Genomic DNA, 15,959 nt, shown 5'->3' with positions numbered 1-15,959 from the left:
ATTGCCTCTGTATATGGCTGTTTGAGGCTGAATCGAATCTTTTGTGAAAGCTTTGTGAAGAGGATGTGCAGAAATAATATATTTTCGTAAATGTTAATGTATCTCAATTGCTACCGATACGTGTTTGCACTATATTCCGCCGCCTCGACTGCCTTGGGGGAGGATTTACAATGTCACGTCAAACACTGTCGCTTCATGCGGGTTCGCAACGCTCGATTGCTTCTGCGGTCGGGGTCGCCATCGCGGCGATGTCTGCTGCTCACATGGTTCACGCCGCTGAGAGCACAGACGAAAAGGCCTTGTCGCTGGGGGCGACGAACATCAACGGTGAACAGGCTGATGCCTCTTACAAGTCCGAAGATTCGGCCTCGAAGAAGTACACGGCACCGCTGCGCGACACGCCGAAAAGCGTCACCGTCATCCCTCAGCAGGTCATCCGTGACACCGGCGCGACCACGCTGACCGAAGCGTTGCGCACCACGCCGGGCATTACCTTTGGCGCAGGCGAGGGCGGCAATCCGGCTGCGGACCGGCCAATCATTCGTGGCTTCAACGCTGAAAGTGACGTGTTCGTCGACGGCATGCGCGATGTGGCAGCCCAGTCCCGCGAGATTTTCAACATCGAATCCGTTGAAGTCAGCAAAGGCCCAGGCTCTGCCTTTACAGGTGCGGGTTCCACCGGCGGCAGCCTGAACCTGATCACCAAGGGCGCTCATCTGGGTAATGCCTATAACGGCGGTTACACCTTTGGCTCCGACCAGACCCAGCGCTATACGCTGGACGTCAACCAGCAGATGACCGACACCTCGGCGTTTCGCCTGAACCTGATGAAGCACGACGCCAATGTCGCGGGCCGCGACAACGTCGAGACCAGCCGCTGGGGCGTGGCACCTTCGTTCGCGTTCGGTCTGGGCACCGATACCCGCATCAAGGTGGATTACTACCACCTTGAAACCGACGACATGCCTGACTACGGCATCCCGCTGACATCCACGCCAGGTCGTAGCAAGTACATCGTCGACAAGCCGGCCAGCGTCGACAAGAGCAACTTCTACGGCCTGACAGGTCGTGACTATCGCAAGAGCAGCAACGACAGCGGCACTGTGCGCATCGAGCACGACCTGAACGACAGCGTGACGCTCTCCAACAGTTTCCGCATGTCGCGCTCGACGCTGGATTACGTGGTTACCAACCCGGATGACAGCCGTGGCAACGTCGCCAATGGCAGCGTGTCGCGTTCGGCCAAAAGCCGTAACTCCACGTCCAGCGGCTTCGTTAACCAGACTGACCTGACCAGCAAGTTCGACACCGGCTTCATCAGCCACAGTCTGGTGACCGGCGTCGAGTTCTCTTATCAGGACACGCATAACCGTCCTTACACAATCACCAATGCCAACGGCAGCGCGATTGCCAGCACCTGCTCGGCAGTGCTGTTCAGGTCCGGCGACTGCACCAGCCTTGCGGATCCTTCGCCGAAGGATGCCTGGAACGGGCGGATTTCCGACAGCCTGGCCTACACCGATACCGACACCAAAACCAGCGCTGCCTATGTGTTCGACACCCTGACCCTCAATGAGCAGTGGTCGGTGAACATGGGCCTGCGCTACGACCATTACGACACGCGCTCCAGCGGTTTTGCGACGGCACGTGGCGCAACGCCTGCGGCCAACTTCGATCGCCAGAAGACCACCCAGCTCTGGAATTACCAGTTGGGCGTCGTCTACAAGCCTGCGCCGAACGGCAGCATTTACGCCGCGCTGTCCACGTCCAGCAACCCGTCCGGTGAAACCAGCGGCAACGGTGGCCTTGAACTGGCGGCCAACAACGCCGACCTCGATCCGGAAAAGAACCGCAACTACGAGCTGGGCACCAAGTGGGATTTCTTCGGTGACGACCTGTCGCTGACCGCTGCCCTGTTCCGCACCGACAAGACCAACGCGCGGATCACCGACCCGGACAACACCACCTTTCAGGTACTCGACGGCGAGCAGCGCGTTCAGGGTGTGGAGTTCACCTACGCGGGCAACCTGAGCAGCCGCTGGAAAGTGTATGGCGGTTACACCTACATGGAGAGCGAACTGGTCAAGACCACGCTGGCTGCGGACAAGGGCAATCACATGCCCAACACGCCACGCAACAGCTTCAACCTGTGGTCCACGTATCAGTTGATGCCCAAGCTGACCGTTGGCGGTGGCGCCACGTACGTCGATTCCCGTTTCGGCAACGAAGCCAATTCGGTCGAAGTCCCGTCCTACTGGCGTTACGATGCAATGGCCACTTACGCGTTGACCAAAAACGTCGACCTGCAGCTCAACGTCCAGAACCTGACCGACAAGCGTTACTTCGATCAAGTGTTCCAGACCCACTACGCGCACGTCGCCGCTGGCCGCACCGCCTTGATGAGCGCCAACTTCCACTTCTAGGGAGCTGCGCAAGGTAGACCCCGCTTATTTCGGTAGGCGGGGTTTTTCTGTATAAGGCCGCAGCGCCGTATGAAGACAGACAAGACAGGCGACGTCTCCGAGTATCAAAGTGGGCGTCCGGGCAGGCGGGTGAGGGTAGCGAGTATTGAAAAAGGTATTGTTTCAGCTGCACTGGTTCTTCGGGATCACCGCAGGGCTGGTGCTGGCCTTGATGGGCATCACCGGCGCGCTGTACTCGTTCGAAGACGAAATTCTCGATGCGCTCAATCCGAACGTGCTGCTGGTCCAGCCGCAGGGCGAAACCCTGCCGCCTGTTGAGCTGGTCCGGCGACTGGAGTCGGCGACCGGAATGACTGTCGCCATCCTCCGGGTCGAGACCGTCGGCAACCGGGTCGCTCAGGTGTTTTTTTCGCCCAGACCGGGCGAGCGTCGCGGCCCCAAACGCAATTTCGATCCTTACACCGGCGAGCTGAAAGGCGACGGGGTCGGTGAGGAATTCTTCGATTTCATCCTGCGACTGCACCGCTTTCTGGCCATGGGCGAAGTGGGCAAGCAGATCACGGGGGCGTGCACGCTGGTTCTGGTGTTCTTCTGTCTGTCCGGTCTGTACCTGCGCTGGCCGCGCAAGGCGCTGAACTGGCGTGTCTGGCTGACGCTGGACTGGGCGAAGAAGGGACGCAGCTTCAATTGGGACCTGCACTCGGTTTTCGGCACCTGGTGCCTGCTGTTCTATCTGCTGTTCGCCATCACCGGTCTGAGCTGGTCGTATGACTGGGTCAGCAATGGTCTGAACCGGCTGCTGGGCGATGCACCGGCCGAGCAACGCAAAGGCGGTGGTGGTCGTGGTGTAAATATGAGCAAGGATTCGGCGCCTGCGCCATTGGTGGTGGATTACGTCGCGATCTGGGACAGCCTGCAAAAGACTGCAGGCCCAGGCCTTGCAGCCTATAACCTGCGCCTGCCGTCAGCGGGCGGGCAGCCGGCCACGGTGTTTTACCTGCTCAAGGATTCACCTCACCCGCGCGCGCTGAACAGCGTCACCCTTGATCCGGCCAGCGGCGCGATCAGTTCGGTCTCGCGTTATGCCGAACGCAGTCTGGGCGCGCAATTACTGATCAGTAATTACGCACTGCACGTCGGCAGCTACTTTGGGATTGTCGGTCGAATCGTCATGACCGTTGCGTCATTGATGATGCCGTTGTTTTTCATCACCGGCTGGCTGTTGTATCTGGATCGCCGACGCAAGAAGCGTCAGGTCAAGGTTGCACGAGGTGATGTATCGACCGGCGCTGCGCCTGACGCCAACGCATGGTTGATCGGGTTCGCCAGCCAGAGCGGTTTCGCCGAGCAACTGGCCTGGCAGACGGCGGGGCAGTTGCAGGCCGCGGGTCTGCCGGTGCGGGTGCAGCGGCTCGGCGACATGACCGAGCAGGACCTAAGTGAAAGCCGCAACGCCCTGTTCGTGGTCAGCACCTTCGGTGACGGCGAAGCACCGGACAGTGCCCGTGGTTTCGAACGCAAGTTGCTGGGCCGTCCGCTGTCGCTGGAAACCCTCAACTATGCCGTGCTGGCGCTGGGTGATCGGCAGTATCCGAATTTCTGCGGTTTCGCTCATCGCTTGCATGACTGGCTGGCCGAGCGTGGCGGCAGCACCCTGTTTGCCCCGGTCGAGGTCGACAGCGCCGACCCTGCTGCCTTGCAGCAGTGGCAGCATCACCTTGGACAACTGACCGGCAGCACACCAACAGCGCTCTGGCAGGCCCCGGTGTTCGAGAACTGGACGCTTAATCGGCGAGAGCACCTGAACCCTGGCAGCAGTGGTTCGGGCGTCTATCTGCTGGACCTCGTAACGCCCGGCACGATGCACTGGCAGGCGGGTGATCTGGTCGAGATCCTGCCGCGCAACAGTGATGAGGCCGTGCGGAGTTTTCTCAGCGGGCTGGGCATCGATCCTGCGACCCGGATCAATGTGGACGGCCTGCAGGAGCCGGTTTTTCAGGCCCTGGCGACCCGTCAGTTGCCGCAACATCGGGCTCATCTGGTTGGACTTCACGCGCAGGCGCTGATCGATGCGCTGGTGCCGGTTTCCGCACGCGAATACTCCATTGCTTCTGTTCCGGAGGATGGCTCTCTGCAACTCATTGTGCGTCAGGAGATTCATCCTGATGGCAGCCTGGGGCTGTGTTCCGGCTGGCTGACCGAGCATGCCGCATCAGGCAGCGCGATCAGTCTGCGCTTGCGTCGCAACAGCAGCTTCCATCTGCCTGCCGAGCCGGTTCCTCTGATCCTGCTGGGTAACGGTACCGGGCTCGCGGGGCTGCGCAGCCTCTTGAAAGCGCGCATCGCCCAAGGCCAGGCGCGCAACTGGCTGCTGTTCGGCGAGCGCAATCGCGAGCATGATTTTCATTGCGGCGCAGAGCTGCAAGGCTGGCTGGAGTCGGGTGACCTGGCACGGCTGGACCTGGCGTTCTCGCGGGATAAGGCAGAGAAAGTCTACGTGCAGCATCTGTTGCGTGAGGCTGCTCAAGACCTGCGAGCATGGCTGGATGAGGGCGCAGCGATCTACATCTGCGGCAGCTTGCAGGGCATGGCATCAGGTGTGGATCACGTGTTGAACGAAGTGCTCGGCGAACGAGCCGTCAGCGAGCTGGTGGAGCAGGGACGGTATCGGCGGGATGTGTATTGAGGTCTGCTGGTTGAGGTAATCGTGCCCACGCAGACGGACACGATTACCACAAGGCAGAATCACGCTGCGACAAACTGCTCCGCGTAGTGACAGGCCACTTGGCGGTTGTCCACCAGACGCAGTTCCGGCACGTCGGTGGCGCAGCGCTCTGTCGCGTAAGGGCAGCGCTTGTGGAAGGCGCAGCCGCTTGGCGGGTTGAGCGGGTTGGGCAGTTCGCCGACGATCTTGATCTTGGGTTTCAGCGGATCAGGATGAATGGTCGGGGTCGCTGACAGCAACGCCTGAGTGTACGGGTGCAGCGGACGGTTGTAGATCTCTTCCTTGGGACCCATTTCCGCAGGCCGACCCAGATACATCACCAGCACGGTATCGGCGACATGACGCACCACCGACAGGTTGTGCGAGATGAACACGTAGGCCGTGTTGAATTCCTGCTGCAGGTCCATGAACAGGTTCAGCACCTGAGCCTGAATCGACACGTCCAGTGCCGATGTCGGTTCATCCGCAACCAGTACTTTCGGTTGCAGCATCATCGCCCGTGCCAGTGCGATCCGCTGACGCTGACCACCAGAGAACATGTGCGGATAGCGCTGATAGTGTTCGGGACGCAGACCGACCTGGGCCATCATCGCCTGCACTTTCTCGCGGCGCTCGCTGGCAGACAGGTTGGTGTTGATCAACAGCGGCTCGCCGAGCTGATCACCAATCTTCTGCCGGGGGTTCAGCGAGGCATATGGGCTCTGGAACACCATCTGCACGTCCTTGCGCAGTTGCTTGCGCTCGGACTTGCTGGCGCCAGCCACTTCCTGACCGGCAATTTTCAACGAGCCGGAAGACGGCTCTTCGATCAGGGTCAGTGCGCGGGCCAGTGTGGACTTGCCACAACCGGACTCGCCCACCACAGCCAGAGTCTTGCCCGCTTCGAGTTCGAAAGACACGCCGTTGAGCGCGCGCACCAGCGCCGTGCCTTTGAACAGGCCGCGCGAGACTTCGTAGTGACGGGTAAGGTCGCGGGCGGTAAGTACGACGCTCATCACGCCACCTCCTGATTCAAGGGATAGAAGCAGCGCGCAAGGCTGTGGGCCTTGGGATCCAGCGCCGGACGCTGTACGCGGCAGTTGTCCTGCACGTAAGGGCAGCGCGGCGAAAGCAGGCAGCCTTGCGGACGGTCGTAACGGCCAGGCACCATGCCCGGCAGCGTCGCCAGACGCTCGGCACCCATGCTGTGCTCGGGAATCGCTGCCAGCAGCGCTTCACTGTAAGGATGCGCCGGAACGTCGAACAGACCGGGCACCTGACCCACTTCCACGGCTTGACCCGCGTACATCACGCAGACCCGCTGAGCGGTTTCGGCAACAACTGCCAGGTCGTGGGTGATCAGCACCAGCGCCATGTCCTGCTCTTTCTGCAGGCTCAGCAGCAACTCCATGATCTGCGCCTGGATGGTAACGTCCAGTGCAGTGGTCGGTTCATCGGCGATCAGCAGTTTCGGCTCGCCGGCAATCGCCATGGCGATCGCAACGCGCTGACTCATACCGCCAGACAGCTGATGCGGGTAGGCATTCAGGCGTGCAGCGGCGCCAGGGATCTCGACTTTTTCCAGCAGTTCCAGGGCGCGCTGACGGGCAGCCTTGCCGGACATGCCCAAGTGCTGACGCAGCACTTCTTCGATCTGGAAACCCACGGTGTAGCTGGGGTTCAGCGCGGTCATCGGATCCTGAAACACCATCGCCAGATCCTTGCCGATGATGCGGCGACGCTGACGGGAATTGAGTTTGGTCAGGTCCTTGCCGTCGAAGTTGAGTGCGTCGGCGGTGATGATGCCGGGTGCGTCGATCAGGCCCATCAGCGCCATCATGGTCACGGATTTACCCGAACCCGACTCGCCTACGATGGCCAGAACTTCGCCCTTATCGACGCTCAGGGACAGGCCATCCACGACGGGTACGGCCTTGGCGTCGCCGAAGCGAACGTTGAGATTCTTGATTTCAAGCAGTGACATACGAATCTCCTCAGGCGGCGTTCTTGAGTTTCGGGTCCAGCGCATCGCGCAAGCCGTCGCCCATCAGGTTGATTGCCAGCACGCTGAGCAAAATGGTCAGACCGGGCAGGCTCACGACCCACCAGGCGCGTTCGATGTAATCGCGGGCCGAGGCAAGCATGGTGCCCCACTCAGGCGTCGGCGGTTGTACGCCAAGACCCAGGAAGCCCAGTGCCGCAGCATCGAGAATCGCCGACGAGAAGCTCAGGGTGGCCTGAACGATCAGCGGTGCCATGCAGTTGGGCAGCACGGTGATGAACATCAGGCGCGGCAGGGTTGCACCGGCCAGACGTGCAGCGGTCACGTAGTCGCGGTTCAGTTCGCCCATCACCGCAGCGCGGGTCAGACGGACATAGGACGGCAGCGAGACGATCGCGATGGCGATCACGGTATTGATCAGGCCAGGGCCGAGGATCGCCACGATGGCAACTGCCAGCAGCAGCGAGGGCAGGGCGAGCATGATGTCCATCAGGCGCATCACCGACGGACCCAGAATGCGCGGGAAGAAACCCGCCAGCAGGCCCAGCAGGATGCCGGGAATCAGCGACATGACCACCGAAGACAGGCCGATCAGCAGCGACAGGCGCGAGCCTTGAATCAGGCGCGACAGCAGGTCGCGGCCCAGTTCGTCGGTGCCGAGGATGAACTGCCACTGGCCGCCTTCCAGCCAGACCGGCGGGGTCAGCAGGAAGTCACGGTATTGCTCGCTCGGGTCATGCGGCGCAACCCAGGGGGCGAACAACGCGCAGAACACGATGATGATCATGAAGATCAGGCCGGCAACGGCACCTTTGTTCTTGGAGAACGCTTGCCAGAACTCTTTGTACGGGGACGGGTAAAGCAGGCTTTGATCGACTGCTACCGAAGGAGTAGGTGTGCTCATATCGATGATCTCAGCGCTGGTGACGGATGCGTGGGTTGGCAAAGCCGTAGAGGATGTCCACCACGAAGTTGACCAGGATCACCAGGCAGGCGATCAGCAGGATGCCGTTTTGCACGACCGGATAATCGCGGGCGCCGATGGCTTCGATCAGCCACTTGCCGATACCCGGCCAGGAGAAGATCGTTTCGGTCAGGACCGCACCGGCCAGCAAGGTGCCGATCTGCAGGCCGAAAACGGTCAGGACCGGAATCAGCGCGTTGCGCAGGCCGTGGACGAACACCACGCGTGCAGGCGACAGGCCCTTGGCCCTTGCGGTACGCACGTAGTCTTCACGCAGCACTTCGAGCATCGATGAACGGGTCATCCGGGCGATTACCGCCAGCGGAATGGTACCCAGCACGATGGCCGGAAGAATCAGGTGATGAAGGGCGTCGAGGAACGCGCCTTGCTCATCGCTGAGCAGGGTGTCGATCAGCATGAAGCCGGTCACTGGCGGAATGTCGTACAGCAGGTCGATCCGCCCGGACACGGGCGTCCAGCCCAGCGACACCGAGAAGAACATGATGAGGATCAGGCCCCACCAGAAGATCGGCATGGAATAACCGGCGAGGGAAATCCCCATGACCCCATGGTCGAACAGGGACCCTCGCTTGAGTGCGGCGATCACCCCGGCCAAAAGCCCGAGGACGCCCGCGAAGATCAGGGCTGCCAGCGACAACTCGAGGGTTGCCGGGAACAGCGAAGTGAACTCGGTCCAGACGCTGGTGCGCGTACGCAACGATTCACCGAGGTCGCCCTGGGCGAGCTTGCCGATGTAATCGATGTACTGGGCATAGAGCGGCTTGTTCAGGCCAAGGCGTTCCATGGCCTGGGCGTGCATTTCCGGGTCAACCCGGCGCTCGCCCATCATGACTTCCACAGGGTCGCCCGGAATCAGACGGATCAGTGCGAACGTCAGCAGGGTAATGCCGAAGAAGGTAGGGATCAGTAACCCCACCCGGCGGGCAATAAAACTAAACATCTTGTGGTGTACCTCATCAGCCGGTCAGGCGTACCGCCCTTGCTCTTGTGGAGCGCAGGCGGTGGTTTTTTCTACTTCACCCCGGTCGTGGTGAAGTTGTTATTGGTCAGCGGGCTGATATGAAAGCCTTCGACATTTTTGCGCATTGCCACGAACAGCTTCGGATAAGCCAGGCTGATCCAGGGCTGTTCCTGATTGAACACTTTTTGAGCCTGCTTATAGAGGGCAGCCCGTTCGCTCGGTTCGGTAATTTTCCGGGCTTCGGTGATTGCCGCTTCAAATTCCTTGTTGCACCAGCGTGCATAGTTCTCGCCATTCTTCGCTGCATCGCAGCTCAGGTTGGGTGTCAGGAAGTTGTCCGGGTCGCCGTTGTCGCCGGCCCATCCTGCGAAGACCATGTCATGTTCGCCCTTCTTGGCGCGCTTGAGCATTTCGCCCCATTCCATGATGCGAATGTCGAGCTTGATGCCTACCTTGGCCAGGTCCGACTGGAGCATCTGTGCGCCCACCATCGGATTGGGGTTGGTCACCGCGCCGCCGTTACGGGCGAACAGGGTAAACACCTGGCCCTCGGGTACGCCAGCTTCCTTGAGCAGCGCACGGGCTTTTTCCGGGTCATAAGGCGTGGGCTGACTCTCGGTGTCGTAGCCCATCATGGTCGGAGGGTACGGACCTACGCCTTCAGTGGCCTTGCCTTCGCCGAACAGCGCCCTGATGTAGGACTTCTTGTCGAACGCCAGATTGATCGCCTGTCGCACGCGAGCGTCGCTCAGGTATTTGTGCGAGGTGTTGATCGCCACATAGCTGGTCATCATGGACTCCATCTCGTCGATCTTGAGATTGGGGTCTGCTTTGATGTTGGCAATATCGTCAGGTTTTGGATAAAGCGCAACCTGACATTCATTGGCCTTGAGCTTTTGCAGGCGCGTGTTGTTGTCCAGAGTGATCGCGAAAATCAGCGCTTCACTAGGAACCTTGCCTTTCCAGTAATCCGGGTTGGCTTTATAGCGGACCTGAGCATCCTTGGCATAGCGTGTCAGGATGAACGGACCGGTGCCGATGGGTTTGCTGTTGAATTCGCCGGTCTTGTTGCTCTTGAGCAACTGGTCGGCGTACTCGGCGGAGTAGATCGAGGTGAACGGCATGGCCAGGTCACGCAGGAACGGCGATTCGGGGCGCGTCAGGGTGAATTTCACCGTGGAGTCGTCGACTTTCTCCACGCTCTTGAGCAGGTTCTGGAAGTCCATGCTCTCGAAATAAGGGTAACCGACCAGCGAGAGCGCGTGCCACGGGTGCTTCGGGTCCAGCTGGCGCTGGAAGCTCCAGACCACGTCGTCGGCGTTCATTTCGCGGGTGGGTTTGAAGTAGTCGGTGGTCTGGAATTTCACACCTTTGCGCAGCTTGAAGGTGTAGGTCAGGCCATCGGGGCTGATGTCCCAGCTCTCGGCGAGGCCGGGAACCGTGTCAGTCGTGCCGGGGGTGAAGGCGACCAGACGTTCGAGAATGGTTTCTGCCGAGGCGTCTGCCGTGACGGCGGTCGTGTACTGCGCGATATCGAAACCTTCAGGGCTGGCCTCTGTGCAGACCACCAGCGGCTTGGCCGAGACGGATGCAGCAGCGCTGAGCAGCGCAATGGCGATCGAAGCGCGGAGCGATAGCAGTTTCAATAGAAGCCTCCTTGATGCAATGCGAAACGGCGACCGGCGTCATGCCGGTCGCCGCTTCCCGATCACTTACAGAATGTTGAACGGAATGGTGGTCACCAGACGGAACTCGTTGATGTTGCCATCAGCCTGGTTCTCGCTGGCGCGGTGAGTGGTGTAAGTCGCACGAATCGCGGTGGCCTTGAGCGGACCGGATTGTACGGAATACGAAGTACCGATGCCGTATTCGTAGTGGGTTTCGCCGTCCATTGCGCGCACGCCGGTTTTAGTTTCAACGCCTCTGATGTCCTGCGAATCGCCGTAAACGGTACCTTTATAGTTGGTACCGTCGATGTCCCAGCCGCGGGCCTGATAGATGTTGAATTTCAAACCGGGTACGCCGTAGCTGGCCATGTTCAGTACATAGGCGATCTGCAGCGACTTTTCGTTCGGTCCGTTGAAGTCCGAGAGCAGGGAGTTGGCCAAGAAGATCGCATTGGTATCGTGAACGTAGTCGAAGTACTCGTTACCGGACACTTCCTGGTACGCAACGCTCAGGCTATGTGCGTTGTGGGTACCGGTGAAGGAAAGACTGTAGGTATCGTTGTCGATCGGACCCTGCTTGGCCTGGCCGGAATCCTTGGTCTTGTAGTAGTTCAGATTGGTGCTGAATGCCAGGGTCTTGCTGTCGCCCATTTCATGGGTGAACCCGAAGTAGTACTGGTGCCAGAAGTCTTCCACGTTCGAGGCGTAGAGGCTGGTGGTCAGGCTTTCGAACGGTTTGTAATCGGCACCGAACATGTCCACGCGATCAGCGGTCTTGGTGCGATCACCGTACTCGGAGCGGAACTTGTCCAGGCTCTGTTCCATACGCGGCGAGACACGGTCGAAGCTGCCGGCCTGGAATGACAGGTTGTTCAACTCATCGCTCTGCAGGGCGACACCCTGGAAGCTGGAAGGCAGTGCGCGGTTGCCGATAAAGGCGATGACCGGCGTGTTGACCGACTGGCGACCCATGGTCAGCACGGTGTTGGAGACACGGGCCTTGACGTTGCCCAGACCCATTTTGCTCCACTGGCCTACGGCATCACCGTCGCTGTCCGCCAGGGTGCGGTTGGATCTTGGGACGAAATCGTCGATGTCACGCTCCAGCGCGACGGCGTTGTACAGCGCCAGTTCGGTGGAGAAGCCAACCGTGCCCTGGGTGAAACCCGAGGTGTAATTGACGATAGTGCCCTGCTGCCAGTTGATGCGGCGTGGCGTCTCCTTATCCACACCGTCTTTGGTGTAAGTGAATCTGTTGTCGCGACGAAACAGTTCATTGGCATACCAGTTACGTGTCGTACCGGTCAGGTGCTGATCTTCAAGAAAGCCATTGGCTTCTGCCTGTGCGTTCTTGGTGCTCAGCCCGGTGGGCACGAAGGCTTGACTCACGGGCTCTGCCTGAACCATCGCGCCGAACGACGAGAGGGATAGAGCCAGTAATGCAGTGCTGGTTGTTTTCACGATGTACAGCTCCCTTTACTACTTTTATAAACGCCAGTTTTTTGAGTTCTGGCTTTGGTGATGCAGGGTTTAAGGCCCCGCCTTGTTATATGTTCTGGGCACAGATGGATCGCTCGCCGCCTGAAGCGGCGGTGAGCGATATCGCTGTTTACGGGTTACTCGGCGACGCTGACGCCCGAGAAGTTGTTACGACCGAACGGGCTGACGTGGAAACCTTCCACTTCCTTGCGCAACGGCTGGTTGACCGTCGAGTGGGCAATTGGCGTGATCGGCACCTGCTCTTTCAGATAACGCTGCGCCTGCTTATAGAGGTCGGTGCGTTGTTCCCGATCTGTCGTGGCAATGGCGGCTTTGATGAGCGCGTCGTATTTCTCGTCGCACCACATCGAGTAGTTGTTACCGCCGATGGCGGCGCAGCTGTACAGCGTGCCGAGCCAGTTGTCCGGGTCACCGTTGTCGCCGGTCCAGCCGATCAGCGAAATATCGTGTTCGCCGTTCTTGGTGCGCTTGAGGTATTCGCCCCACTCATAGCTGACGATCCGAACCTTGATGCCGACCTTTGCCCAGTCGGACTGAAGCATTTCGGCCATCAGTTTGGCGTTGGGGTTGTAAGGGCGCTGCACAGGCATGGCCCACAGCGTCAGCTCGGTGCCTTCCTTGATCCCGGCATCGCGCAGCATCTGCTTCGCTTTTTCCGGGTCGTAGGCGGCGTCCTTGATGGTGTCGTCATAGGACCATTGGGTCGGCGGCATGGCGTTGACGGCCAGTTGGCCTGCGCCCTGGTAGACCGCATTGATAATGGCTTTCTTGTTGACGGCCATGTCCAGTGCCTGACGTACCTGCAGGTTGCCCAATGGTTCATGGCGCACGTTGTAGGAGATGTAGCCGAGGTTGAAGCCCGGACGTTCCATCACGTTCAGCGCCTTGTCGGACCTGAGTGCTTCAAGGTCGGCCGGGCGCGGGTTCAGCGTGACCTGGCATTCGTTCTTGCGCAGCTTCTGCACGCGCACCGAGGCGTCGGTGTTGATCGCGAAAATCAGCTGGTCGATCTTCACCCGGCTCGGGTCCCAGTATTCCTTGTTGCCGCGATAGCGGATCTGCGAGTCCTTCTGGTAGCGCTGAAACACGAACGGACCCGTACCGATAGGCTGCTGATTGATGTCCCGTGCATCGCCGCTGGCCATCAACTGTTCAGCGTACTCAGCGGACAGAATGCCTGCGAAGTTCATCGCGATGTTCTGAATGAATGCGGCATCAACCGTGTTCAGGGTAAAGACCACGGTCAGCGGATCGGTCTTCTCGACGGACTTGATCTTCTTGTTCAGACCCATGCCGGTGAAGTACGGAAACTCGGTAGGGTAAGCCACGCGAAACGGATGGTCGGGCTTGAGCATGCGGTTGAAAGTGAACAGCACGTCATCGGCGTTGAAGTCGCGGGTGGGCGTGAAGGTCTTGTTGCTGTGAAACTTCACGCCCTTGCGCAGATGGAAGGTGTAGACCAGACCATCCTGCGACACGTCCCATGAGGTTGCCAGTCCAGGCACCACAGTCGTGTCGCCCTGCTTGAATTCGGTGAGGCGATTGTAAATGGGCTCGGAGGCGTCATTGTCGGTGGCCGACGTGTATTGAGCACTGTCGAACCCCGCCGGACTCGCTTCCGAACAGAACACCAGATTGCTCGCCATGCCGGTCATCGGAGTCAATGCAAGCAGACCCAGACTCAGGCAAGACGTCATCGCAAGAGTTTTACGCATGATGATCCCTATCCTTGAAGGACGAGCACTCAGGCTCGGTAACTAACAGGCCCGTGGGCGATAACTGAATAACACGCAGTGCTTGCAGGTAACGGGCCAGCTGATGGCGGGCTTCCTGCCTTTGCCATTGCCTCTGACGGTATGTCGTTGAAGGCATCCGGTAAATAGGCTTATAGGCTGCAAGACGTGTAGGAAATATCCCCCAGATAGGTGGCTTAGTGCCTTTAGTTGCACTTGGCCCACTAACCGGAAGGGTTTCTTTATTCAGGAAGAGCGTCGACTGTGCTGCGTGAACAGCACAGTCGAATCGCGTTTACTTCACGCTTACACCATAGAAGGAATTCAGACCAAACGGGCTGATCTTGAAGTCCTGCACTTTGGTGCTCATGGGCTGATAGACCGTCGAGTGCGCGATAGGCGTCATCGGCACTGCGTCCTTCAGAAGGTGTTGCGCCTGTTTGTACAGTTCGGTGCGCTTGGCCTGGTCAGGTGTCGATTTGGCCTGCTTGATGATGGCGTCGTAAGGCTTGTCACACCATTTGGCAAAGTTGTTGCCGTTCAGGGCGTCACAGCCGAACAGGGTGCCGAGCCAGTTGTCCGGGTCACCATTGTCGCCGCTCCAGCCAATCAGCATGGCACCGTTTTCGCCGTTCTTGGCGCGCTTGATGTACTCGCCCCACTCGTAGCTGACGATGCGTGCATTGATACCGATCTTCTTCCAGTCGGACTGGAGCATTTCGGCCATCAGCTTGGCATTCGGGTTGTACGGACGCTGGACAGGCATGGCCCACAGGGTGATTTCGGTGCCTTCCTTGATGCCGGCTTCCTTGAGCAGGGCCTTGGCTTTCTCGGGATCGTACTTGGCATCCTTGATCGTGGTGTCATAGGACCACTGGGTCGGCGGCATGGCATTGACGGCCAGCTGGCCTGCGCCCTGGTACACCGAATCAATGATCTGCTGCTTGTTGACGGCCATGTCCAGAGCCTGACGAACCTTGAGCTGGGACAGCGGGTTCTCGCGGTCTTCACCCTTGATCTTGTCCATCACGTTGTAGGCGATGTAACCCAGGTTGAAACCAGCCTGGTCAGGCATTTTCAGATTCTTGTCGGCCTTGAGTGGCTCCAGGTCCGCCGGACGTGGATAGGCGGTGATCTGGCATTCGCCTTTCTTGAGCTTCTGGATGCGCACCGACGGGTCGGTGGTGATGGCGAAGATCAGGTTGTCGATCTTGACGTCTTCAGGCTTCCAGTAATCCTTGTTGCCGGTGAAGCGGATGTTGGAATCCTTCTGGTAGCTCTTGAACACGAATGGGCCAGTGCCGACCGGCTTCTGGTTGATGTCCGCTGCCTTGCCTTCCTTGAGCAGCTGGTCGCCGTACTCGGCAGACTGGATCGAGGCAAAGCTCATCGCCAGGTTCTGAATGAACGCGGCATCAACGGTGTTCAGCACGAACTTGACGGTGTAGTCGTCGACCTTCTCGATCTTGGCGATGTTCTTGTCCATGCCCATATCGGTGAAGTACGGGAATTCCGTCGGTGCCGCTTTGCGGAACGGCATGTCCGGATTGATCATGCGGTTGAAGGTGAACAGCACGTCGTCGGCGTTGAATTCGCGAGTCGGTTTGAAGTACGGGGTGGTGTGGAACTTGACGCCCTTGCGCAGATGGAAGGTGTACGTCAGCACGTCGTCGGAGATGTCCCAGCTGGTCGCCAGGCCCGGCTGAACGGCAGTGCCGCCACGCTCGAACTGGGCCAGACGGTTGAACATGGTTTCTGCCGACGCGTCGAAATCGGTGCCGGTGGTGTACTGGGCCGGGTCAAAGCCCGCGGGGCTGCCTTCGGAGCAAAACACCAGATTCGATGCTGCGTGAGCGAAAGGTGCACTTGCGAGCAGGGTGGCGCCGACTAGAAACGGAATGACCGCGTGTTTGAGCATGGTGGCCTCAGTTGTTGTCATTTTTTGATTAGAGGAACCGACCTCGTGAGCCGATCCGTCCGATAC

The 15,959-nt window shown here is 59.4% G+C and carries 10 protein-coding genes; 2 read left to right on the top strand and 8 right to left on the bottom strand.

Features of this window, described 5'->3' with window-relative positions; all coding sequences use genetic code 11:
• Positions 1–170: 170 nt before the first annotated feature.
• Together CFBP1590_RS23255 and CFBP1590_RS23250 are read left to right on the top strand one after the other, a co-directional pair.
• Positions 171–2,423 carry a TonB-dependent receptor gene (locus CFBP1590_RS23255; RefSeq protein WP_088236016.1) on the top strand — a complete coding sequence of 751 codons (2,253 nt, stop codon included), beginning with the start codon at positions 171–173 and terminating at the stop codon, positions 2,421–2,423.
• A gap of 145 nt (positions 2,424–2,568) precedes the next feature.
• Complete coding sequence (locus CFBP1590_RS23250; RefSeq protein WP_088236015.1) at positions 2,569–5,109, top strand: sulfite reductase flavoprotein subunit alpha; 2,541 nt, start codon at positions 2,569–2,571, stop codon at positions 5,107–5,109.
• A gap of 59 nt (positions 5,110–5,168) precedes the next feature.
• Here CFBP1590_RS23250 and CFBP1590_RS23245 read toward each other — a convergent pair whose 3' ends face one another.
• The 8 genes from CFBP1590_RS23245 to CFBP1590_RS23210 all read right to left on the bottom strand — a co-directional run bounded on the left by CFBP1590_RS23245 (position 5,169) and on the right by CFBP1590_RS23210 (position 15,893).
• Positions 5,169–6,143, bottom strand: coding sequence for a peptide ABC transporter ATP-binding protein (locus CFBP1590_RS23245; protein WP_004887877.1), 975 nt, complete (start codon positions 6,141–6,143; stop codon positions 5,169–5,171).
• Positions 6,143–7,111: an ABC transporter ATP-binding protein gene (locus CFBP1590_RS23240; RefSeq protein ID WP_004887874.1), complete on the bottom strand. Its 969-nt coding sequence runs from the start codon at positions 7,109–7,111 to the stop codon at positions 6,143–6,145. The genes CFBP1590_RS23245 and CFBP1590_RS23240 overlap by 1 nt, the downstream gene beginning before the upstream one ends.
• 10 nt (positions 7,112–7,121) lie before the next feature.
• Complete coding sequence (locus tag CFBP1590_RS23235; RefSeq protein ID WP_024687674.1) at positions 7,122–8,033, bottom strand: ABC transporter permease subunit; 912 nt, start codon at positions 8,031–8,033, stop codon at positions 7,122–7,124.
• 10 nt (positions 8,034–8,043) lie between these two features.
• Positions 8,044–9,054, bottom strand: coding sequence for an ABC transporter permease subunit (locus tag CFBP1590_RS23230; protein WP_004887871.1), 1,011 nt, complete (start codon positions 9,052–9,054; stop codon positions 8,044–8,046).
• Between the two features lie 71 nt (positions 9,055–9,125).
• Positions 9,126–10,721, bottom strand: coding sequence for an ABC transporter substrate-binding protein (locus CFBP1590_RS23225; RefSeq protein WP_088236014.1), 1,596 nt, complete (start codon positions 10,719–10,721; stop codon positions 9,126–9,128).
• Between the two features lie 66 nt (positions 10,722–10,787).
• A complete protein-coding gene (locus tag CFBP1590_RS23220; RefSeq protein ID WP_058431857.1) occupies positions 10,788–12,203 on the bottom strand; it encodes an OprD family porin in 1,416 nt (471 codons plus the stop codon).
• A gap of 155 nt (positions 12,204–12,358) precedes the next feature.
• Positions 12,359–13,957: an ABC transporter substrate-binding protein gene (locus tag CFBP1590_RS23215; protein ID WP_043306787.1), complete on the bottom strand. Its 1,599-nt coding sequence runs from the start codon at positions 13,955–13,957 to the stop codon at positions 12,359–12,361.
• A gap of 313 nt (positions 13,958–14,270) precedes the next feature.
• On the bottom strand, positions 14,271–15,893 hold the full coding sequence (locus CFBP1590_RS23210; protein ID WP_029244387.1) for an ABC transporter substrate-binding protein: 1,623 nt from the start codon (positions 15,891–15,893) through the stop codon (positions 14,271–14,273).
• Positions 15,894–15,959 lie beyond the last annotated feature (66 nt).

The sequence above is a fragment of the Pseudomonas viridiflava genome, assembly GCF_900184295.1.
In the GTDB taxonomy this organism is placed as follows: Bacteria; Pseudomonadota; Gammaproteobacteria; order Pseudomonadales; family Pseudomonadaceae; genus Aquipseudomonas; species Aquipseudomonas viridiflava.
This window is presented reverse-complemented; position numbering and strand designations above follow the sequence as displayed.

Excerpts from the sequence above, each read along its gene's own strand:
- CFBP1590_RS23255 (WP_088236016.1), top strand. The coding sequence starts at position 171 with ATGTCACGTCAAACACTGTCGCTTCATGCGGGTTCGCAACGCTCGATT.
- CFBP1590_RS23210 (WP_029244387.1), bottom strand. The coding sequence starts at position 15,893 with ATGCTCAAACACGCGGTCATTCCGTTTCTAGTCGGCGCCACCCTGCTC.
- CFBP1590_RS23240 (WP_004887874.1), bottom strand. The coding sequence starts at position 7,111 with ATGTCACTGCTTGAAATCAAGAATCTCAACGTTCGCTTCGGCGACGCC.
- CFBP1590_RS23215 (WP_043306787.1), bottom strand. The coding sequence starts at position 13,957 with ATGCGTAAAACTCTTGCGATGACGTCTTGCCTGAGTCTGGGTCTGCTT.
- CFBP1590_RS23235 (WP_024687674.1), bottom strand. The coding sequence starts at position 8,033 with ATGAGCACACCTACTCCTTCGGTAGCAGTCGATCAAAGCCTGCTTTAC.
- CFBP1590_RS23230 (WP_004887871.1), bottom strand. The coding sequence starts at position 9,054 with ATGTTTAGTTTTATTGCCCGCCGGGTGGGGTTACTGATCCCTACCTTC.
- CFBP1590_RS23245 (WP_004887877.1), bottom strand. The coding sequence starts at position 6,143 with ATGAGCGTCGTACTTACCGCCCGCGACCTTACCCGTCACTACGAAGTC.